At 64.0% G+C, this 21,448-nt stretch carries 22 protein-coding genes; 12 read left to right on the forward strand and 10 right to left on the reverse strand.

Annotated elements, in window-relative coordinates:
• Positions 1-42 precede the first annotated feature (42 nt).
• The 10 genes from C8E00_RS13880 to slmA all read left to right on the forward strand — a co-directional run bounded on the left by C8E00_RS13880 (position 43) and on the right by slmA (position 10,629).
• Positions 43-1,011, forward strand: coding sequence for a TRAP transporter substrate-binding protein (locus C8E00_RS13880; protein ID WP_133698122.1), 969 nt, complete (start codon positions 43-45; stop codon positions 1,009-1,011).
• Between the two features lie 72 nt (positions 1,012-1,083).
• Positions 1,084-1,656 (forward strand): TRAP transporter small permease, encoded by a 573-nt coding sequence (locus tag C8E00_RS13885; RefSeq protein ID WP_133698123.1) that lies wholly within the window; start codon positions 1,084-1,086, stop codon positions 1,654-1,656.
• Positions 1,656-2,936 (forward strand): TRAP transporter large permease, encoded by a 1,281-nt coding sequence (locus C8E00_RS13890; RefSeq protein WP_133698124.1) that lies wholly within the window; start codon positions 1,656-1,658, stop codon positions 2,934-2,936. Before C8E00_RS13885 ends, C8E00_RS13890 begins: the two co-directional genes overlap by 1 nt.
• Before the next feature lie 6 nt (positions 2,937-2,942).
• Positions 2,943-4,400 (forward strand): mannitol dehydrogenase family protein, encoded by a 1,458-nt coding sequence (locus C8E00_RS13895; protein WP_133698125.1) that lies wholly within the window; start codon positions 2,943-2,945, stop codon positions 4,398-4,400.
• A gap of 9 nt (positions 4,401-4,409) precedes the next feature.
• A complete protein-coding gene (gene uxuA, locus C8E00_RS13900; RefSeq protein ID WP_133698126.1) occupies positions 4,410-5,585 on the forward strand; it encodes a mannonate dehydratase in 1,176 nt (391 codons plus the stop codon).
• An 84-nt stretch (positions 5,586-5,669) separates the two neighbouring features.
• Positions 5,670-6,962, forward strand: coding sequence for a bifunctional phosphopantothenoylcysteine decarboxylase/phosphopantothenate--cysteine ligase CoaBC (gene coaBC / locus C8E00_RS13905; RefSeq protein ID WP_133698127.1), 1,293 nt, complete (start codon positions 5,670-5,672; stop codon positions 6,960-6,962).
• Between the two features lie 13 nt (positions 6,963-6,975).
• The gene (dut, locus tag C8E00_RS13910) at positions 6,976-7,452 is read left to right on the forward strand and encodes a dUTP diphosphatase (protein ID WP_133698128.1); all 477 of its coding nucleotides are present in this window, start codon (positions 6,976-6,978) and stop codon (positions 7,450-7,452) included.
• Between the two features lie 72 nt (positions 7,453-7,524).
• On the forward strand, positions 7,525-8,934 hold the full coding sequence (locus C8E00_RS13915) for a phosphomannomutase/phosphoglucomutase (RefSeq protein WP_133698129.1): 1,410 nt from the start codon (positions 7,525-7,527) through the stop codon (positions 8,932-8,934).
• Positions 8,935-8,985: 51 nt separating this feature from the next.
• Entirely contained in the window at positions 8,986-9,906 is a 921-nt protein-coding gene (argB, locus tag C8E00_RS13920) for an acetylglutamate kinase (protein ID WP_133698130.1), read from the forward strand.
• Between the two features lie 105 nt (positions 9,907-10,011).
• Positions 10,012-10,629: a nucleoid occlusion factor SlmA gene (gene slmA / locus C8E00_RS13925; RefSeq protein WP_133698131.1), complete on the forward strand. Its 618-nt coding sequence runs from the start codon at positions 10,012-10,014 to the stop codon at positions 10,627-10,629.
• A 91-nt stretch (positions 10,630-10,720) separates the two neighbouring features.
• Here slmA and rpoH read toward each other — a convergent pair whose 3' ends face one another.
• From rpoH to ftsY, 4 genes are all read right to left on the reverse strand, one after another.
• The gene (gene rpoH / locus C8E00_RS13930; protein ID WP_133698132.1) at positions 10,721-11,587 is read right to left on the reverse strand and encodes an RNA polymerase sigma factor RpoH; all 867 of its coding nucleotides are present in this window, start codon (positions 11,585-11,587) and stop codon (positions 10,721-10,723) included.
• Positions 11,588-11,740: 153 nt separating this feature from the next.
• Positions 11,741-12,733: a permease-like cell division protein FtsX gene (gene ftsX, locus C8E00_RS13935; protein WP_133698133.1), complete on the reverse strand. Its 993-nt coding sequence runs from the start codon at positions 12,731-12,733 to the stop codon at positions 11,741-11,743.
• Positions 12,730-13,398, reverse strand: coding sequence for a cell division ATP-binding protein FtsE (gene ftsE, locus C8E00_RS13940; protein WP_040243093.1), 669 nt, complete (start codon positions 13,396-13,398; stop codon positions 12,730-12,732). The genes ftsX and ftsE overlap by 4 nt, the downstream gene beginning before the upstream one ends.
• A gap of 4 nt (positions 13,399-13,402) precedes the next feature.
• Complete coding sequence (gene ftsY, locus C8E00_RS13945; protein ID WP_133698134.1) at positions 13,403-14,857, reverse strand: signal recognition particle-docking protein FtsY; 1,455 nt, start codon at positions 14,855-14,857, stop codon at positions 13,403-13,405.
• A gap of 136 nt (positions 14,858-14,993) precedes the next feature.
• Here ftsY and rsmD point away from each other — a divergent pair, with 136 nt between their 5' ends.
• Entirely contained in the window at positions 14,994-15,617 is a 624-nt protein-coding gene (gene rsmD / locus C8E00_RS13950; protein ID WP_133698135.1) for a 16S rRNA (guanine(966)-N(2))-methyltransferase RsmD, read from the forward strand.
• A gap of 120 nt (positions 15,618-15,737) precedes the next feature.
• Positions 15,738-15,947: a cell division protein ZapB gene (locus C8E00_RS13955; protein ID WP_133698136.1), complete on the forward strand. Its 210-nt coding sequence runs from the start codon at positions 15,738-15,740 to the stop codon at positions 15,945-15,947.
• A gap of 33 nt (positions 15,948-15,980) precedes the next feature.
• Here the strand turns inward: C8E00_RS13955 and rimI are convergent, their stop codons facing one another.
• From rimI to lysS, 6 genes are all read right to left on the reverse strand, one after another.
• The gene (rimI, locus tag C8E00_RS13960) at positions 15,981-16,451 is read right to left on the reverse strand and encodes a ribosomal protein S18-alanine N-acetyltransferase (protein ID WP_133698137.1); all 471 of its coding nucleotides are present in this window, start codon (positions 16,449-16,451) and stop codon (positions 15,981-15,983) included.
• Complete coding sequence (locus tag C8E00_RS13965; RefSeq protein ID WP_166638331.1) at positions 16,441-17,328, reverse strand: hypothetical protein; 888 nt, start codon at positions 17,326-17,328, stop codon at positions 16,441-16,443. Before C8E00_RS13965 ends, rimI begins: the two co-directional genes overlap by 11 nt.
• A complete protein-coding gene (locus C8E00_RS13970) occupies positions 17,276-17,587 on the reverse strand; it encodes a BolA family protein (protein WP_133698139.1) in 312 nt (103 codons plus the stop codon). Before C8E00_RS13970 ends, C8E00_RS13965 begins: the two co-directional genes overlap by 53 nt.
• Before the next feature lie 66 nt (positions 17,588-17,653).
• The gene (locus tag C8E00_RS13975; protein ID WP_133698186.1) at positions 17,654-19,033 is read right to left on the reverse strand and encodes an MFS transporter; all 1,380 of its coding nucleotides are present in this window, start codon (positions 19,031-19,033) and stop codon (positions 17,654-17,656) included.
• A gap of 108 nt (positions 19,034-19,141) precedes the next feature.
• Positions 19,142-19,528 (reverse strand): hypothetical protein, encoded by a 387-nt coding sequence (locus tag C8E00_RS13980; RefSeq protein ID WP_133698140.1) that lies wholly within the window; start codon positions 19,526-19,528, stop codon positions 19,142-19,144.
• Positions 19,529-19,807: 279 nt separating this feature from the next.
• Positions 19,808-21,310: a lysine--tRNA ligase gene (gene lysS / locus C8E00_RS13985; RefSeq protein WP_133698141.1), complete on the reverse strand. Its 1,503-nt coding sequence runs from the start codon at positions 21,308-21,310 to the stop codon at positions 19,808-19,810.
• Positions 21,311-21,448: the final 138 nt, after the last annotated feature.

Here is a 21,448-nt window from a genome sequence, read left to right on the forward strand (position 1 = left end):
CTCGCACAACAACGCCGACAAATCAGAGTCAGGAGTTTCATCATGTTCAAACGCTTGCTCGCCAGCGCGATCCTCGGCTCCACCGTGATCGCCGCCCCCTTCGCCAGCGCCGCCGACTACACCCTCAAGTTCGGCCACCTGGCCAACGAGGACCACATCTGGAACAAGGCCGCCGAACGCTTCCAGCAGATCGTCGAGAAGAAGTCCGATGGTCGCATCGATGTGCAGATCTTTCCCAACGAGCAGTTGGGTAGCGAGATGAATGTCATCAACAGCATTCAGCTCGGGACCGCCGACATGACCATCACCGGCGAGAGCCTGCAGAACTGGGCGCCCAAGGCGGCGATGATGGCCGTACCCTATGCGTTTCGCGATTCCGAGCACATGCGCAAGGCGGTCGAGGGCGAAATCGGAGATGAGATCGAAGCCCAGATCAAGGCCCAGACCGGCCTGGTGCCCATCGCCTGGTTCGAACGCGGCCCGCGCGAGCTGACCTCCAACCGACCGATCAAGGAGCCTTCCGACCTCAACGGCCTGCGCCTGCGCGTGCCCAATGTGCCGCTGTTCGTCGACACCTGGCAGGCCCTCGGCGCCAAGCCGACGCCGATGGCCTTCAGCGAGGTCTTCACGGCGCTGCAGCAGGGCACCATCGACGCCCAGGAGAACCCGCTGTCGCTGATCGAAAGCGCCAGCTTCGATGAGGTCCAGGACTACGTGAACATGACCGATCATGTGCGTAGCTGGATCTACGTGGTAATCGGCAAGAACAAGCTCGAGTCGATGCCTGAGGACCTGCAGAAGATCGTTCTCGACGCCGCCGACAAGATGCAGGCATACGAAGAGAAGCTCTTCGCCGAAGACCAGAAGCGGCTACGCGAAGCACTCGAGGAAGCCGGCATGGAATTCGTCGAGGTGGACCAGGAAGCCTTCGCCAAACAGGCCAAGCCGGCTATCGAGGCCTCGCTGAACGAAGAGCAGCAGAAGCTCTACGAAGCGATCCAAAACCTCTGACGGGACCCTAGTCCCCACCGGGCCCGGCCAGACGGGCCCGGCCTTTCATTGATTCGCCGAGGGAAAGTCCTGATGAGCGATTCCGATTCCGCACCAAGCGATCCGCTGCATGACATCGCCGAGATCCCCCCGCTGGGCGGTGTTTTCGGGCGGCTGGTGAAGGGCCTCGATCGTCTGTTCGCCCTGCTCGCCTCGCTGGCGCTGCTGGGTATCGCCGCGGTGGTGATCCTGCAGATCGTCGCCCGGGTGGCGCTGCCCTTCGCGCCAGCCTGGACCGAGGAGCTGTCGCGCTACCTGTTCATCTACCTTGTGGCGCTGTCGTCCGGCCTGGTGCTGCGCCGCAACCGCCACGTCAATGTCGAGCTTTTCCAGCATCTCTTGAGCCGTCGCGGCCAGTTGATGTATCGGGCGCTATGTTGCCTGGCCGTGGGCCTTTTTGCCGCGGGAATGGTGCCTTACGCCATGCAGTATGCCCAGATCGGTGCCTTTCAGACGTCACCCACGCTCAAGATCCCCATGAATTACATCTTCTTCTCGACCGTCACGCTGTTCGGGCTCTCCGCTCTGTATGCGGCGATAGGACTGACCGAAGCCTGCGTGGCGCTCACCCGCGATGCCACGCACCACTCCCGGGAGACATCGTGATGGAAGTCGCCGCCCTGTTCTGTGTGTTCATCGTCCTATTACTGGTGGGTGTGCCCATTGCCTTTTCGCTGGGCATCGCCTCGTTGTCATATCTGCTGCTCGCGGACATCTCGCTGACCATCGTCCCCCAGCGCATGTACGCCGGCCTCGACTCCTTCGTACTGCTGTGCATTCCGGGCTTCGTGCTGGCCGGCAACCTGATGAACGTCGGCAACATCACCGATCACATCGTGCGCTTCTCGAATGCATTGATGGGGCATATCCGTGGCGGCCTGGGACTGGCCAACGTCGGCGGCTCGATGATCTTCGGCGGTATTTCCGGCACCGCCGTGGCCGATGCGGCAAGCATCGGCTCGGTCATGATCCCCGGCATGGCGCGTGCCGGCTACGACAAGCCCTTTGCCGCCGCGGTGACGGCCGCCTCGTCGACGGTAGGGCCGATCATCCCACCCAGCGTGCCGATGATCATCGCCGGCTCGCTGTCCGGCGTCTCGGTGGGCAAGATGTTCCTGGCCGGCGCCATTCCCGGCTTGCTGATGGGTCTGGCGATGATGATTACCGTCTACATCCTGGCGGTGAAGCGCGGCTACCCGCGCGAGAAGCGCTCCACTTTCCGGGAGCTGGTGCGGGAAGGCCGCAGCGCCTTCTGGGCACTGCTGATGACCTTCATCATTCTCTACGGCATCATCGGCGGTTTCTTCACGCCCACCGAGGCGTCGATCGTCGCCAGCCTGTATGCCTTGGTGATCGGCATGTTCGTCTACAAAGGCATCACCTGGCGCAATCTGCCGCAGATCGCCGTCGACACCGTGCTGACCTCAAGCTCGCTGATGCTGCTGGTAGGCTTGGCCAACCTGTTCGGCTGGATCCTCACCAGCCAGCAGATTCCGCAGATGATCGCCGATCAGATCCTGGGTTTCAGTACGAATCCCATAGTCGTGATCCTGATCCTTAACCTGATTCTGCTGGTGGTGGGCACCTTCATGGAAACCATCGCCGCGCTGATCATTCTCTTTCCTGCGTTGCTGGGCGTGGCTACCGGTGTCGGTATGGAGCCGATCCACTTTGCCTTGATGGCGGTGCTCAACCTGATGATCGGCCTGACCACGCCACCTCTCGGCGTGTGCCTGTTCATCGTCTCAGGAATCGGCAAGCTGCCAGTACTACGCGTGGCACGCGCCATCGTGCCCTTCCTTGTTTGCAATCTGGCCGTGCTGTTGCTGGTAGCGTACATTCCAGCCCTGTCGCTGTGGCTGCCCAACCTGCTGATGGGAGACTGACCGACCATGACCCCGACGCGAATCCCCAGCGAACACGCCGAGCCCAGCATCGGCATGGTCCACCTCGGCCTTGGCGCCTTTCATCGCGCTCACCAAGCGGTCTACCTGGAACGCAACCAGGCTCGCCACGATGGCGGTGCATGGGGCCTGTGCAGTGCTAATCTGCGTTCCAACCGCCGGCTCGTCGAACTGATGCGCGAGCGCGGTCAGCGCTACCACGTCGCCGAGTACGCCAATCATGAGCAGGTCATGCTGCGTGAGATAGCGGCGATCCGCGAGGCGCTCTACGCCGGCCCCGACGGCGAAGACCTCGAGACACTGCTGACGCGCATGAGCGAACCGGGCGTGCGCATCGTCACCCTGACCGTCACCGAGAAGGGCTATCATCTAAGCCCCGCCGACGGCCACCTGATCACCGACGCCCCGGCGATCGCCCACGACATCGCCGAGCCCACTGCCCCGCATAGCGCCCCTGGGATGCTCGTCGAGGCCCTGGCACGGCGCCATGCGGCGGGCATACCGGCGTTCACGGTGCTGTGCTGCGACAATATGCCGGACAACGGCACGCGCACTCGCCGCGCGGTCATCGACCTGGCGCGTCATCGCGACGAGCGGCTGGCCGAATGGATCGCCGACTCGGTCGCCTTTCCCTGCAGCATGGTCGACCGCATCGTCCCGGCGATGAGTGAAGCCGATTTCGAGCGCCTCGCGGCGCTCGGCATCGATGACCCGACAGCAGTGGTCTGCGAAGCCTTCAGCCAATGGGTAGTCGAGGACGATTTCCCCCAAGGCCGCCCCGATTGGGAAGATGACGGCGTGCAAATGGTCGCCGATGTCGCGCCCTTCGAAACCATGAAGCTGCGCATGCTCAACGGTTGTCATTCACTGCTCGCCTATCTGGGCACCCTGGCCGGCATCGAAACCGTCAGCGATGCCGTGACCCGGCACGCGTTCGTCGGACTGCTGCGTCGCTACATGCGTGATGAGGCCGCGCCGACGCTGGCCACGCCGGCAGACACCGATCTCGAGGCCTACGCCGATCGCCTGATCGAGCGCTTCGCCAACGACAGCCTGCATCATCGCTTGCAGCAGATCGCCATGGACGGTTCGCAGAAACTCCCCCAGCGCTGGCTCTCCGGCGCCCAGACACGGCTCGACGCCGACGGTGAGATCGGCTGCACGGCGCTCGGCGTGGCCGCGTGGATTCGCTATACCGCCGGCAACGATCTGGCAAACGAGAACCATCCGGTCGACGATCCGATGGCCGAGACCTTCGCCGCGCTGCACGCCGAACACCACGAGCCGGCGACCCTGGTCACGGCCTTCCTGGCCCTCGACGCCATCTTTCCGCGTGAACTGGCGGACGACGCACGCTTCTCCAGCGCGGTGCTCCACGCCTACCGCACGCTGACCGAGCGCGGCATCACAGCGGCCCTGACCGACCTCGACGCCCCGACACGATAGGAGACGATCATGGAACACACCTGGCGCTGGTTCGGGCCCGACGACCCGATCACCCTCGGCGACATCCGCCAGACCGGAGCCACCGGTATCGTCACCGCCCTGCACGAGATCCCCAACGGCGAGACCTGGCCTCGCAAAGCAATCGCCGAGCGCAAGGCGCTGATCGAAGCCTCGGGCCTCACCTGGTCGGTGGTCGAGAGCGTGCCTGTTCATGAGGACATCAAGAAAGCCCAAGGCGACTGCGATGCCTACATCGCCAACTACCAGCAGACGCTGCGCAACCTGGCGGCCTGCGGCATCGACGTGGTCTGCTACAACTTCATGCCGGTGCTCGACTGGACACGCACCGACCTGGCCTGGCCGCTGCCCGGCGGCGGCACCGCACTGCGCTTCGAGCAGACCGCCTTCGCGGCTTTCGATCTGTACCTGCTCGAACGTCCCGGCGCCGAGCACGCCTACAGCGACGCCGAACGCGACGCTGCTCGCCGTTATCTCGAAACGCTCGACGCAACGGCGCGTCAACGGCTGATCGATACCATCATCGCCGGGTTGCCCGGCGCCGAGGAGCACTACACTCTGGCGCGCTTTCGCCAGGTGATCGCCGAGTATGCCGAGATCGACGCCACCCAGTTGCGCGACAACCTCGGCCACTTCCTGCGCGCCATCGTGCCGGTGGCCGAGGAGGTTGGCATCCGCCTGGCCATTCATCCCGACGACCCGCCCCGCTCGCTGTTCGGCCTGCCGCGGGTGGTCTCGACCCCCGACGACGTTCAGTGGCTGCTCGACGCCGCGCCCAGCCCGGCCAACGGCCTGACCTTCTGCACCGGTTCCTATGGTGTCAGCGAAGCCATCGATCTGGTGGCGATGGGCGAGCGTTTCGCTTCGCGCATCCATTTCGCCCACCTGCGCGCCACGCAGCGCGAAGCCGACCCGCGGACCTTCCACGAGGCCGCGCATCTCGACGGCGATGTCGACATGGTCGGCGTGATCAAGGCACTCGTCGACGAGGAGCGCCGCCGCGAGCGCGACGGCGGGCCGCGCCTGCCGCTGCGCCCCGACCACGGCCATCACCTGCTCGACGACCTGAGTCGCGACACGCGCCCCGGTTATCCGCTGATCGGTCGGCTCAAGGGGCTGGCAGAATTGCGCGGGGTCGAGACCGCGATCAAACAACTCTCGATCTAGCGCCCCTTGAAAGGGGCGGGGTCATACGCAGCTAGCTGACAGAATGGTAGTATCATCGCGAGAGCCTCCCAGCGATGAGCCGCCATGTCACAGTTGAATCCCATGCCAACACTCTTCGGCAAGCGCGTCTTGCTCGGTGTAAGCGCCGGTATCGCCGCTTACAAAAGCGCCCATCTCGCTCGTCTATTGAAAAAGGCGAGCTGCGAGGTGCGTGTGGTCATGACCGAGGGTGCGCAGGCCTTCATCACCCCACTGACACTTCAGGCCCTGACGGGGGAAGCAGTACGCACCTCGCTGCTCGATCCCGAAGCAGAAGCCGGCATGGGGCATATCGAGCTGGCGCGCTGGGCCGAACTGATCCTCGTCGCGCCGGCCACCGCCGACGTGATGGCGCGTCTGGCCCACGGTCATGCCGACGACCTGTTGACCACGCTGTGTCTGGCCAGCGACGCCGACTGCATCATGGCACCGGCGATGAACCAGGCGATGTGGGCCCATCCGGCGACCCAGGCCAACGTGGCGACACTCCACCGTCTGGGCTGGCGCCTGCTGGGTCCCGATGGCGGTGAGCAGGCCTGCGGCGATGTCGGCCCCGGCCGCATGCGCGAGCCGGAAGCGCTGGTCGCCGAGCTTTCGATGGCGCCCCAGGATGCCCCTAGCTCCACGGCGCCCGACGTCGCGCCGACTGTGCGCGATGCCGAAGCGTTGCGGGTGACGATCACCGCCGGGCCGACCCATGAGGCACTCGATCCGGTGCGTTATCTCTCCAATCACAGCTCCGGCAAGATGGGCTACGCCCTGGCCGAGGCCTGGGCCCGGCGTGGTGCCCAGGTGCACTTGATCAGCGGCCCGGTCTCTCTGGCGACACCCTCGGGGGTCGAACGCGTCGATGTCACCTCGGCCAGCGAAATGCTTGCCGCCGCCGAGCACGCCGCCGCCGAGAGCGATATTTTCATCGGCTGCGCGGCGGTCGCCGACTACCGCGCCGAACACATCGCCGAGCACAAGCTCAAGAAGACCGACGCCCACGAGACGCTGACGCTCACCCTGGTCAAGAACCCCGATATCGTGGCCGAAATCGCCGCGCGTTCACCGCGCCCGCTCGTGATAGGCTTTGCCGCCGAGACCCAAAACGTGGAACGTTACGCCCGCGACAAGCTGACCCGCAAGGGCATGGACATGATCGTCGCCAACGATGTCTCCCAGGCCGGGCTCGGCTTCGGCGCCGACGACAATGCCGCCCTGTTGCTGTGGCGTGACGGTGATGACACCGACAGCCAAGCGCTGCCGCCACAACCCAAGACGACCCTGGCCGACGCCATCGTCGACCGGGTATTGACGCTTTATGCCCACCGCGCCCCGATGGCGCACGACTGACGGACCCATTCCCATGTCAGATGCCTCGTTGCCTTCCGACACGACCTTGTCGGTGAAGATTCTGGACGAACGCGTGCACGACTTCCCGCTTCCCGGTTACGCCACCACCGGCAGTGCCGGCATGGACCTGCGTGCCTTGCTCGATGGCCCGCTGACGCTGGCGCCGGGCGATTGCGAGCTGGTGCGCACGGGCCTCGCCGTGCATATCGGCGACCCGGGCCTTGCCGGCATGATCCTGCCGCGCTCCGGCCTGGGGCATAAGCATGGCATCGTACTGGGCAATCTCGTCGGCCTGATCGACTCCGACTATCAAGGCGAGCTGATGATCTCGGTCTGGAACCGCGGCAACCAGACGTTCGTTCTGGCACCGGGCGAGCGCCTGGCACAATATGTGCTTGTCCCCGTGGTACAGGCCAAGCTCGACATCGTCGAGGACTTCGCCGCCAGCGAGCGCGCCGAAGGTGGCTTCGGTCACTCCGGCCGTCATTGAATTCAGGCGGGCGATGCTGACCGTCGCCCCGACGTTCACGGCCACATGGCCATCGACTCGAAGGGATTCACCATGAGCCAACAAGTTCCCAATACCCCCATCGGCGCTTCCATTTTCCGCGCCTATGACATTCGTGGCATTGTCGACGACAGCCTGACCGAGGAGGGCGTCGAGCTGATCGGTCGTGCCATCGGTGCCGAAGCCGCCAGTCGCAACGAAGCCACCGTAGTCGTCGCCCGTGACGGCCGGCACTCGGGCAAGCGCCTGCAGGCGGCCCTGATTCGCGGTCTACGCGGCGCAGGACGCGATGTGATCGACATCGGCATGGTACCCACGCCGGTGCTCTACTTCGCCACCCACACGCTGGAGGGCACCAGCTCCGGCGTCATGGTCACCGGCAGCCACAACCCGCCCGACTACAATGGCTTCAAGATCGTGCTGGGCGGCGAGACGCTCTCCGGCGACGCCATCACCGCGCTTTATCAGCGCATCCAGGACGGCGCGCTCGGCGAAGGCGACGGCAGCCTGCGGGAAATGGATGTACGCGATGCTTATCTGGAGCGCATTCTCGGCGACATCAGCCTGAGCGGGAAGATCAAGGCGGTGGTCGACTGCGGCAACGGCGTGGCCGGCGAACTCGGCCCCAAGCTGATCGAACGCCTGGGAGCGGACACGATACCGCTGTTCGCCGATATCGACGGCGACTTCCCCAACCATCACCCCGATCCCGGCAAGCTGGAAAATCTCGAGGACGTCATTCGTACCGTCAAGGAAACCGGCGCGGATATCGGCCTGGCCTTCGACGGCGACGGCGACCGTCTCGGCGTGGTCACACCCGCCGGTGAGGTGATCTATCCCGACCGTCTGATGATGGCCTTCGCCGAGGACATGCTCGAGCGCAATCCCGGCGCCCGCGTGATCTTCGACGTCAAGTGCACCGGCAACCTGGCCCAGGTGATCGAGAAGGCCGGCGGCACACCGGAGATGTGGCGCACCGGGCACTCCTTGATCAAGGCACGCATGAAGGAAACCGGCGCGGCGCTGGCGGGCGAGATGAGCGGGCATATCTTCTTCAAGGAGCGCTGGTATGGCTTCGACGACGGCCTTTACGGGGCCGCCCGTCTGCTCGAGATCCTCTCTCGGCAGCGTTCACAAGGGCTGGACGCCGATGCCTTCTTCGCGCGCTTCCCGCAGGACCTCAGCACACCGGAGCTCAACGCCAAGGTCAGCGACGAGAACAAATTCGCCATCGTCGACAAGCTCGCTCGAGAAGGCGACTTCGGCGAGAACGGCGTCAAGACCACGCTCGACGGCATCCGCGTCGATTATCCCGATGGCTGGGGGCTGTGCCGCGCGTCCAACACCACACCGATGTTGGTCCTGCGTTTCGAGGGCAAGAGCGAGGACGCCCTGACTCGCATTCAGGGCCAATTCCGCGACGCCCTCAAGCAGGTCGCCCCCGAGGCCGATCTCCCCTTCTGATGCTCGGCGGCCGGTGTCCGAGCACCGGCCGCTTCCAAGGAGACAATCTGCATGAATGAACACGCACGCGACCCGCGTCTAGTGGTCGAGATCCTGTCCGAGGCATTGCCTTACATCCAACGCTTTTCCGGCAAGACCGTGGTGGTCAAGTACGGCGGCAACGCCATGACCGAAGACACCCTGATCGATTCCTTCGCCCGCGACATGGTGTTGATGAAGGAAGTCGGCATCAACCCGGTGGTCGTCCATGGCGGCGGGCCCCAGATCGGCGAGCTGCTCGAACGCTTGAACATCGAGTCGCGCTTCGTCGGCGGCATGCGCGTCACCGACGCCGAGACCATGGACGTGGTCGAAATGGTGCTCGGCGGCCTCGTCAACAAGAGCATCGTCAACCTGATCAACCGCAGCGGTGGCAAGGCCATCGGCTTGACCGGCAAGGATGGCGCACAAATCACGGCACGCCAGCTGCGCGTCGAGCATCAAAGCCCGGAAATGACCGCACCGGAAATCATCGACATCGGCCATGTCGGCGAAGTCGAGCACATCGCCACCGACCTGATCGAGATGCTCACCGAACGCGACTTCATTCCCGTCATCGCGCCGATCGGCGTCGATGCCGAAGGTCACAGCTACAACATCAACGCCGACCTGGTCGCCGGCAAGGTCGCCGAGGCGCTGAATGCCGAGAAGCTGATGCTGCTGACCAACGTCGCCGGGCTGATGAATGCCGAGGGCGAGGTCATGACCGGCCTTTCCACCGCGCAAGTGGACGCGTTGATCGGCGATGGCACCATCCACGGCGGCATGCTGCCCAAGATTCGTTGCGCGCTGGATGCCGTCAAGGGCGGCGTGGCCAGTTCGCATATCATCGACGGCCGCGTACCGCACGCCACGCTACTGGAGATCTTCACCAACGCCGGCGTCGGCACGCTGATCACCGATACCGCCCACGCTGAAGACGCTACGGACTGACATTTCCACCGGCACCCGGGACGGTGCGCCGCGATGCGCGACGATTTGTCGGCATCCCGGCAGCCCATTAGGATGGGCTGACACGATTCCAATAGAAGAAAATCGATGACGCAGGAAACACCCAAGCAAACTCGCCGGGAGCAGATCCTCCAGGCGCTGGCGCTGATGTTGCAGGAGGACAGCGGCAAGCGGATCACCACCGCCGCGTTGGCCCGCCAAGTCGGCGTCAGCGAAGCCGCTCTCTACCGGCACTTCCCGAGCAAGGCACGCATGTTCGAAGGGCTGATCGAGTTCATCGAGGAGACCCTGTTCGAGCGCATCCGCCGTATTCTCGACGAGGAGCCGCAGGCACAGGCACGCTGTCATCATATCCTGACGCTGCTGCTGGGCTTCGCCGAGAAGAACCCCGGGCTATGCCGGCTACTCGGCGGCGATGCCTTGACCGGCGAGACCGCGCGCTTGCGCGTGCGCATGACGCAGCTCTTCGACCGCCTGGAAACCCAGCTCAAGCAGATACTCCGCGAAGCCGAGATTCACGAAGGCTTGCGCACCACACTACAAGTGTCGGCCGCCGCCAATCTGTTGCTGGCCGCCGCCGATGGACGCATCACGCAATATGTACGCAGTGACTTCCGGCGCCTGCCTACCGAGCATTGGGAAGATCAGTGGCAGATGCTCTCTGCCCGCTTGCTAATCACCACGCCACACCCTGCTCACGTGTAGACGCTGCATACGACAATGCCCGGCACATGGCCGGGCATTGTCGGTGTCGCGTGTGGATGAACAGGCTGACTTTGCGAGTTGACGCCAGGGATCACGCGACGAAGGCGCTGCCGAGCTGCTGCCGGATCTTCTTCATGGCATTTTTCTCGAGCTGACGAATACGCTCGGCGGAGACGCCATACACATCGGCCAACTCATGCAGCGTGGCCTTGGGTTCGGCAAGCCAACGACGCTGCAGGATATCCTGCGAGCGCTCGTCGAGTTCACGCAGCGCCGACTTGAGGCGATGCGTGGAATCTTCTTCCCAGTCCTCGGCCTCGAGTTGTGCAGCGGGATCGTAACGCTCATCATCGAGGTAATGGACAGGCGCCTGGAAGCCTTGATCCTCTTCCTCTGAGGGCGACGCATCGTAGCCGGCATCGAACGCCGAAAGACGGCCTTCCATCTCACGCACGACCTGCGGCTTGACGTCGAGATCCTTGGCGATGGCATCGACCTCGTCGTTGTTGAGCCAGGCCAGACGCTTCTTGGCGCCGCGCAGATTGAAGAACAACTTACGCTGCGCCTTGGTGGTGGCGATCTTCACGATACGCCAGTTGCGCAGCACGTATTCATGAATCTCGGCCTTGATCCAATGCACGGCGAACGACACCAGGCGTACACCCTGGTTCGGGTCGAAACGCTTGACGGCTTTCATCAAGCCGACGTTGCCTTCCTGGATCAGGTCGGCCTGGGGCAACCCATAGCCGGAATAGCTGCGCGCAATGTGCACCACGAAACGCAGGTGCGACATGACCAGACGCCGCGCCGCTTCGAGGTCTCCCTGCTCGTAGAGGCGGAAGCCCAAGTCGCGTTCCTCTTCAGAGGTCAGCACGGCGATGCGATTGACGGCCTGAATGTAACCATTCAGGTCATGACCGGGAGAAAGATGACCCACGGGCTGAAGACTGGTGCTCATGCAGATGTCTCCATCGGTTGTTCACCCTGCGTGCGTGGCGGACTCAACCTCCACGGCGGCACGGCGAAGGAATCATGTGCCTGATAGCACGGATGACCCATTAGAAGGCTAACTTGAACGAAAGTTCAATACATGCCATCAGGCTTGTCAAGCCTAGCGGGGTTTGATGTCGGCAAGATGACGGCCGACGGCTAACCAAGCACCCAGCCAGCCAAGCAGTGTACTACAAAAACATAGCAAAGCCGATCCCCCAACGCCTAATCGCGGCAGCGTGAAGTGCGCGCCATAGCTTTCAGCCAGGGCGGTGACCGGCGCCGAGAGCCAATGGCCGCCGAGGGTCAACAGCACGATCGCCAGCACGCCGCCGCCCAGACCATACCAAGCTCCGCTATAAAGGAAAGGACGACGCACGAACGCATGCGTGGCCCCGATCAGCGTCACTACCTCGATCTCTTGACGGCGGCTTTCCACCGCCAGGCGAATGGTATTGCCGACCACCAGCAGCACGCCCAGCCCGAACAGTCCCGCCAAGGCCAAGGTGAGACGCTGCCCCAATTCGGCCAGACGCCGCAGACGCTCCAGCCAAGCGAGATCGACGCGTGCCTCATCGACGCCGTTCATCGCCTCGAGATTGCTGGCCAGCACACGGACCGCATCGGGATCGGTGTCGGCCGGCGTCACTACTACCGCCGCGGGCAGCGGATTATCTTTCAACGAGGCCAGCGCGTCTTCGAGCCCCATGCCCTGCTGGAATTCAGCCAAACCTTCGGCGGCGGTCACCAACCGCGCTTCCGCCACGGGCGCCTGATCGCGCAACCGCGCGGCGACATCCATGGCCGCACTCTCATCGAGACGCGTGTCGAGATAGACGGTCACGGTCGCGCTTTCGTCGAGTTCGGCATCCAGCAGGCGGGCGCTATCCAACGCCAGCCACAACCCGCTGGGCAGCACCAGGGCGATGGCGATCGCCAGCATGGTCAGCAGGCTGCTCAGCGGGCGCTTGGCGAGCCGCCGAGCGCTATCCAGCCACATCGCGCGGTGATGACGCAGCCAGGCACGGGTGCGACTTTCCAGTCCCACCTGGGAGGCCCTGGCGCCACGGCGCTCGCCACGCTGGCTGTCCGAAGACGTCGTGCGTCGTGTCATGCCGCCTCCTCGTCGCCGACCAGCCGCCCCTCGCGCAGGCGCAGGACCCGGTGCCGCAGGCGCGTGATCAGAGCCAGGTCGTGGCTAGCCACCATCACCGTGGTACCGATACGGTTGAAGTCCTCGAACAAGCGCATGATATCGGCCGAGAGCTGCGGGTCGAGGTTGCCGGTGGGCTCGTCGGCGAGCAGCAACGATGGTTTGTTGACCACCGCCCGCGCGATGCCGATGCGTTGACGCTCACCGCTCGAGAGCTCGATGGGCAGCGCCGTTTCCCGGTACAGCAGCCCCACCTTATCCAACGCGGCACGTACCCGCCGTGCCGACTCCCGGGGTTCCACGCCCTGAATCTCCAGCGGCAATGCCACGTTGGCGAAAACGCTGCGATCGAACAACAGCTGGTGGTCCTGGAAGACCACCCCGATCTGGCGGCGATAGTAGGGGATCTGGCTGAGATGAAAGCGGTCCAGATCATGACCGGCCACCAGTACGCGACCGCGCGAGGGCTTTTCCAGACGCATGATCAAGCGCAGCAACGAGCTCTTTCCGGCCCCCGAGTGTCCGGTGAGGAACAACATTTCGCCCCGCCCCACCCGGAAATTGATATCGGCGAGGGCCTCGGAGCGCCCGCCGTAACGTTTGCCGACATGCTCGAAGACGATCATACCGCTACGCGTCTCCGCCCGTGTCGCGCTCGAACAGCGCTGAGACGAAATCCTCGGCGGCAAACGGCCGCAAGTCGTCGAGGGTCTCACCCACGCCGATGAAGCGGATCGGCGTACCCAACTGCTTGGCCAGGGCGAAGATAATGCCGCCCTTGGCGGTGCCGTCGAGCTTGGTCAAGGTAATGCCGGTCACCGGCACCGCCTCGTTGAAGGTCGAGGCCTGAGAGAGCGCGTTCTGTCCGGTGCCGGCATCCAGCACCAGCATCACCTCATGGGGCGCCTGCGCGTCGAGCTTGGCCATCACGCGGCGTACCTTCTTGAGCTCCTCCATGAGGTGGCTCTTGTTGTGCAGGCGGCCGGCGGTATCGGCGATCAGCACGTCGACACCGCGCGCCTTGGCGGCGGAGAGCGCATCGTAAATGACCGAGGCGCTGTCGGCACCGGTATGCTGCGCCACCACCGGCACCTGATTGCGCTCGCCCCATACCTTGAGCTGTTCCACCGCCGCGGCGCGGAACGTATCGCCCGCCGCCAGCATCACGCTGCGCCCCTCGTTCTGGAAGCGTTGCGTCAGCTTGCCGATGGTGGTGGTCTTGCCGACACCATTGACGCCCACCATCAGAATCACGAATGGGCCTTCGCCCTTGGGCGGCAACGCCAGCGGCTGGGCGACCGGAGCGAGCAGTTCCTGGAGTTCTTCCTGCAACGCCGAGTAAAGTGCCTGCGGATCCTTCAATTCCTTGCGCGAGACGCGTTCAGTCAGGCGGTCGATGATCTCGGTAGTCGCCTCGATACCCACATCCGCCATCAGCAGTTGGGTCTCGAGGTCTTCCATCAACTCATCGTCGATCTGTTTCTTGCCCAAAAACAGACCCGCCAGGCCCTCGGTAAAATTGGCCCGCGTCTTGCCGAGCCCCGACTTGATGCGTGCGAACCAACTCTTCTTCTTGGGACGCTCCCGGGGTTGCGCCACGCTTTCCGGCGCGTCGGCCTGCGTCGATGTCGGTTCCTGCAGCGCTGTATCGGCCGCATCGGTGCGCGTCTCGGGCTCGGGCTCGGGCTCGGGCTCGGGCTCGGGCTCGGGCTCGGCAATCGTCTCCGGCTCGGTAGCCGCCTGTGAAGATGCCGGCGATGTCTCGGCGGGGGCGACATCCTCGGCGAGTGCCTCGGCATTGGGATCGAGCGGCCGAGCATCACCCATGGCCCCATCGCGGGGCGTTACCTCGGGGTCGTCCAGGGCTTCGCGGGCGGCCTGGACTTGGTACGGCTCGGGGACAATCTCGGTCGCTTCCGCCGCATCGGGGTCGAGCGTTCCGACGGCGCGCTGCGCCTCGTCGTCTGACGCCGTCTCGTGACCAGCGTCGTCCTGACCATTATCGAGCGCCGCGTCCTCCTGCGACTCATCGACGTCCTGGGCGGGAGACTCGTGCTTCTTCTTGCGCTTTAAAAAACCGAACATGGGCGTGATCTACGTCTACGCGGACGACGCGCGCCACGCTCCCCGCGACACGGCGGGAATGACGCCCGGCGTCCTGAAGTGTCTGAATCGCCACATCCTATCACTGTGCAGCGGGTGGCGGTACAATCCACCCATCATGAATCGACGTCGTTCCTCCTCCGCCAAGCATTCCGCCCGTGGCACGCGCCGTAGCGCGTCATCGCGCGCGCGCGGGCGCTTGCGTCTCATCGGCGGCGACTACCGTCGCCGCCAGTTGCCGGTTCTCGAGCGGCCCGGCCTGCGCCCCACCCCGGACCGCATTCGCGAGACGCTGTTCAACTGGCTGGCCTTCGGGCTCGCCGGCGCGCGGGTGCTGGACTTGTACGCCGGCACCGGCGCGCTAGGGCTGGAAGCCCTTTCGCGCGGTGCCGCCCAGGCCCTTTTCGTGGAAACCGACAGCGACATCGCCGCCAGCCTGAGCACCAATATCGCCACGCTGGACGCCAATGGCCATGTACAGCGCCAAACCGCCATGGCCTTTCTCGCAGGCCCTGTCACGCCCTTCGATATCGTCTTTCTCGACCCGCCCTTCCGTCAGGGCCACGCCGCCGACGCCTGCCAGGCACTGGAGGAGCGCGGCTGGCTAAGTGAGGAGGCGTTGATCTATCTGGAAATCGAACACGAATGCGAGCCCAGGGTGCCCGCCAACTGGCATTTGCATCGCGATGTGCAGGCTGGCGATGGCATCGGACGCCTGTACCGTCGCCGCCACGCCACATGAGCTTCCTGTCGGCGCCTGGCGACGCTTGTCGCGCGCGCGCGGCGCGGTTAGGCTGGCCGCCAACGGCGCCGTTAGCGTGCGCCCAACCCTATCGCCCCATTCACCGTGTAGGAGAAGCCAATGAGCCTCGAACTCTTCAACCAGCTCGAACAGAAAGTGCAGAACGCTGTCGAGACCATCGAGATGCTGAAAATGGAGGCGGAAGAGCTGCGCGAAGAGAACACCCGCCTCAAGCAGGAGCGTGATGAGTGGGAGCGCCGCCTCAATGGGCTGCTGGGCAAGTTCCAGGACATCGAAGACGACACCAGCGATACCTCACAAAGCCAGTAACTCGTACCCGCCATGTCCTGGCGGGGAGCGCCGTCAGCCGTCCCCGCGCGCTGCGAGCGGCCTCGACATCAACACCGCCGCTTCGCGTTTGCCTCCCCTCGTCCCGACGGGGGGATAGTAACCGTGCCGGCGGCCATCCTCGTCGAAACCATATTGACGGTATAGCGCCAGCGCGGGCGCATTGCTTGCGCGCACTTCCAGCAACAGACGTTCGGCACCGCCTTGATGTGCGCGCGTCACGAGATGCGTGAGCAACATGCCTGCCATGCCCTGGCGACGCGCGCTCGGTGCCACGGTGATCGCTTGCAGCTCGGCCTCGAAGGGCAACCAGGCGAGCACCGCATACCCCAGCAGCAGCGCGTCACGCCACGCCCCCCAGGCTTCCAGGGTGTCGTCGTTGAGTGCCTGCGCCAGGGTCGCCCGCCCCCAGGCATGCGCCTGTCCCGCTTCCGCGAGCGCCATCACGGCATCCAGATGCGACACGTCAAGACGCTCAAGACGCATCGTCGTGTCCCGCCCAGGCCTCACGCCATGCCGCGAGCTGCGGCCATAGCGCGCGCTTGGCGTCGGCGGATGAAGCAAGCGTCTCCAGCGACGGAAGCATCCAGCATGGCAGGCTTAACGTCTCGCTGCGCGCGTCCTCGAGGGCCAGCACCGCGTTAAGGGTCGCATCCTGGCCGAATACCAACAGCCGCTCGGGACGCCAGCCGCGCCGCGCCTGGCCAGCCATATAGGCGCGCAGACCGTCGCGGGCCTCGTCCAGGGGCGCAGTGACCGGCGCCGTGTCGACGAGCGGCCATTGAAAGCTGCGGAATTCGAGCGCCGCATCCACGCGGATACCGGCCACACGCAACAGATTTCCAAGCAGTTCGAGCGCCGTACGGTCAGGTGCATTACCCCCCGGCACCAGCACCAGCCAGCGGCCCTCCAACGCTGCGATTTGCAGGTCATAGCGCAGCGCCTCATACGCTTCTGGCTTGCCATCGTCAGCGGCCGACGCCGCCGCCTGGTTAGCGTCTTCCAACGCCGACGGGGGGGGTTCGGGTGACGCTTCACCCAGCAGCAATGCCCGCGCCGACGCTTTCGAGACCGACTTGCCGGTGTTGCGCGGCGTCGACGCAGCGCCTCCTGCGGGAGCCGTGGACGGTGCGGCCGCATCGTCGAGCAGCGCCTGCAAGCGTTGACCATGGCTCGCCGGCGCCTGCGAAGGCGGCGTTTCCCATTCGCACATCGGCGTAGGCAGCGCATTGGGCAGCCGATAGCGGCTCACCCAGGCGCCGAGCCCCATGGCCTCGAGATACTGCAGCCGCTGGACATCGCCGACCATGTCAGTACGCGCCACCGCCTCGACAATTGGGAGAGGCGGGACGCGCCGCATCACGTTGACGCCACTCCTCTGGCGTATAGAGATGCAAGGCCAGGGCGTGCACCGGACCGGACAACTCGTCGGCGAGCAACGCATAGACCTGCTGATGACGCTTGACCGGCATCAGGCCCGCGAAGCGCTCGGCGACCAGGGTCACCTTGAAGTGCGTTTCGGAGTCCGGCGGCACATTGTGCATGTGGCTTTCGTTCTCGACCGCCGCATGCTCGGGGTCGAGTGACTGCAGCTTCTCTTCGATACGTGCCTGAACACTCATGACACCTTCCTCCTCTGTCGGATACGCGGCATTGTAACGTTTCCCGCCGCGGGGAATAAGCATCGCTCACGCCTTGACGCGCGCCAGCGGAATCCGCCACACGCTGAGCGCCAACGCCACCACCACACTGGCGCAGCCCAGCCATAACGCATACGACAGCGACCCCCAGGAAAGGGCCAGCATCAGCCCCACGCAAGCGGTTCCCAAGGCCTGGCCGAACGTACGCACCGAGGCCAGCACGCCCGACGCGTTGGCGCTATAGGTCAACGCCACGCTGCCGATCATCTCGCGATTGTTGGGCGCCTGGAACAACCCATAGCCGACCCCGCATAATACCGCGCGCCAGGCGATCGACATGGCGCTGGACTCGGCTGTCAACGTCACCAGGCTCAGCATGCCGAGCAGGAAGATCGACAGGCCCAACGACGAGATCAGCGTCGGATTGAAGCGGTCGGCGAGCCGTCCCGAGAGCGGTCCCGCCAACATCAATGCCAGTGGCCAGGGCGTGAACAACAGCGCGGCTTCGAGCGGCGTCGCCCCCATCACCGTCTGAAACATGAACGGCAACCCCACGAAGGTGATCCCCTGAGCGACGAAGGCCATCAGCGAGATCGTGGCGGCGATGCTGAAACGCGTGGCACGAAACATCGGCAGCGGTACCAGCGGCGCGGATGCCCGACGCTGACGCCACACGAACAGCACCAGGCACAGCACGCTGAGCAACAACGGCAACCAGGCACTCATGCCGCGCGCGCCATGGCCGATATGATCGAGGGAAAACACGAAGCCGCTGAGCATGGAGGCCGACAACAGGGCGCCCAGCCAATCGAATCCACGCGCCTCGATCGTCTCACGTGGTAGCGCACGAACCCCCAGGATCAAGGCCAGCAATCCCAGCGGCACATTGATGGCGAACAGCCACGGCCAGCTCGCGAAATACAGGATGATGCCACCCAGCGATGGACCGAAGGCGATACCAAAGGCCACCACCAGGGCACCCATGCCGATCGCCGACCCCAATAGACGCGACGGAAAGATCAGACGGTACATGGAAGGCCCGATGCTCAACATCGCCGCAGCGCCGACGCCTTGCAGCACGCGCGCTGCCACCAACCATTCGAAACTGCGCGACAACGCGCAACACAGCGAGGCCAGCACGAACAGCGCCAGCCCGCCCAAGTAAAGACGTCGCCGGCCAATGAGCCGACTCAGGGCAGCGAATCCCAACAACAGCGCCGCGCATACCAGCTGGTAGACATTGGTGACCCATACCACGCGCGATTCATTCACCGAGAGTTCATCGGCAAGCGTCGGTAGCGCAATATTGACAATGCCGTTGTCGAGCACCGACATCAGCGTCCCCAACACCATCACCAGCATCGCCAGGCGGCGCTGCGGACCGGGCAAGCCTTCGTCACCGGGACGTGTCACGAACAAACGCTTCATCAGCACGTTACCACACTCCCCTCGCGTGGCGACGTGCTTTTCGCGCAGCGACGCACCGGCCTCTCGAGCGCGCTGAGCACCGCCCCTCGACACCGCTCACCGAAGGCTTCAATCCTCGTCGGTTTCGAGGAGCAATTCGTCGTCTATCTCGGAAATCTCGAGCGGCACTTCGTCATCGAGATCCAGCGCCAGATAGCTGTGCTCGACGATGAGAAATTGCTCAAACAGCGCCCACCCGAGCGGCTCCGGCCACTGACGTGCATCTTCTTCCCAAGCACTCAGCTCATTTTCGAGCAGATCGAGATGACGCTCGCGAACGTAGGCCGCCAGCGCCTCGGGCGTATCCATTTCGGGAATGAGATAGACGGTGCTTTCCCGCGCGACATCCTCGAGCGTCAGATCGTCCTCACCGACGGTGGGCTCCAGCGAGTTGATCCAGTCAACGAACGCCTGGGTCGGCTTGACGCTCAGCGCGGAACGATTGAGCAGCTTCATCGGTGTTACCTCTTTTTGGGAACCGCCCGGAGTCGGCGGAATTCGAACCGCAGCCATTATGGGCGCTCGACGCGCCCCTGACCAATAACTCTTGTCCGGCTTCGCCGGGAGTTATAAGCCGCAAGCTTTAAGCTGTAAGCCCCCCAAGGTCAACACCGATGGCTTTGAGCGGCGAGACGATAGCATTTTGCTTTTCGTGGCCCGTGGCTCGTCGCTATAGATTTTGACCTTTCTTCCAACTTACGGCTTCTGACTTACAGCACTGGGCGAAGCCCGGCATTATTCCGGGCGCATCGCCGGGAACAACAGCACATCACGAATCGAGGGACTGTCGGTGAGCAGCATCACCAGACGGTCGATACCGATCCCCTCGCCCGCCGTCGGCGGCAGGCCGTACTCCAATGCGCGGACATAATCGGCATCGTAGTACATGGCTTCCAGATCGCCGGCGTCTTTCTCCGCCGCCTGCTCGGCGAAGCGCTCGGCCTGATCCTCGGCATCATTGAGCTCGGAGAAACCGTTGGCGATCTCGCGGCCACCGACGAAGAACTCGAAACGGTCGGTGACGTGAGGGTTGGTGTCGTTGCGCCGCGCCAGCGGGCTGACCTCGGCCGGATATTCGGTAATGAATGTCGGCTGTTCGAGCTTTTCCTCGGCGACGTGTTCGAATATCTCGGTCTGCAGCTTGCCCAGGCCCCAGCTCGCCTTGAGCGGAATTCTCAAACGCTCGCAGGTTGCCTGGGCGCCCTCGAAGGTATCGATGTCGCTTTCGCTGATACCGTCACCGTATTCCAGAATGGATTGACGCAGGGTGAGGCGCTGGAAGGACTCGCCCAGGTCGTAGCGTGTTCCCTGGTAGTCGATGGTGGTCGTGCCCAGCACGTCGCGCGCGACCTCGCGAATCATCGCCTCGGTGAGGTCGAGCAGGTCACGGTAATCGGCATAGGCCCAGTAGAATTCGAGCATGGTGAACTCGGGATTGTGACGCGTCGACAACCCCTCGTTACGGAAGTTGCGATTGATTTCGAAGACGCGCTCGAAACCGCCGACGACCAGACGCTTGAGATACAACTCCGGCGCCACGCGCAGGTACATGTCGATATCCAGCGCGTTGTGGTGCGTGACGAAGGGCCTAGCCGTGGCGCCGCCGGGGATCTGCTGCAGCATCGGCGTTTCGACTTCCATGAAGCCGCGCTCGACCAGGAAACGCCGAATGCCGCTGATCACCCGCGAACGCACCTCGAAGACGCGCCGCGACTCGGGGTTCATGATCAAGTCCACATAGCGCTGGCGATAGCGCGCTTCGGTGTCGGTCAAACCATGGAATTTGTCCGGCAGGGGGCGCAGGCTCTTGGTCAGCAGCCGCGCCTCCCCCATCATCACGTAAAGATCGCCCTTGCCGGACTTGTGGACCGGGCCACGCGCCGCGACGATATCGCCGATGTCCCAGCTCTTGACGTCCTCCAGCACCTCGGCAGGCAGGCCTTTCTTGTCGACATACAGCTGTATCTGGTCGGAAACGTCCTGAATGACGATGAACGGCCCACGCTTGCGCATGATGCGTCCGGCGACCGCGGCCTGACGATCGAGCGTTTCCAGCTCGGCCTTGTCCTTGTCGCCCAACTCGGCCTGTAATTCGGCGGCGAGACTATCGCGACGAAAGTCGTTGGGGAAAGCGCTACTGCCCGCTTCCGCCGCTTGGTCGCGGCGTGCCGCCAACTTGGCACGGCGCTCCGCGATCAGATGATTCTCGTCGTGCTGAGAGGAGTCTTGGTTGGCCATGTCGTTACCTGTAAAGAATAAAAGAAAGCTGGAAGCCGGAAGCTAGAAGCTAGAAGCTAGAAGCCAAGATCAAACCACCACGCCACAATCACTCAACGGCTTTTGAAGCTTGACGTTTGATCTTGCTTCCCTCTTACA

The organism is Chromohalobacter marismortui (assembly GCF_004364315.1).
GTDB lineage: Bacteria > Pseudomonadota > Gammaproteobacteria > Pseudomonadales > Halomonadaceae > Chromohalobacter > Chromohalobacter marismortui.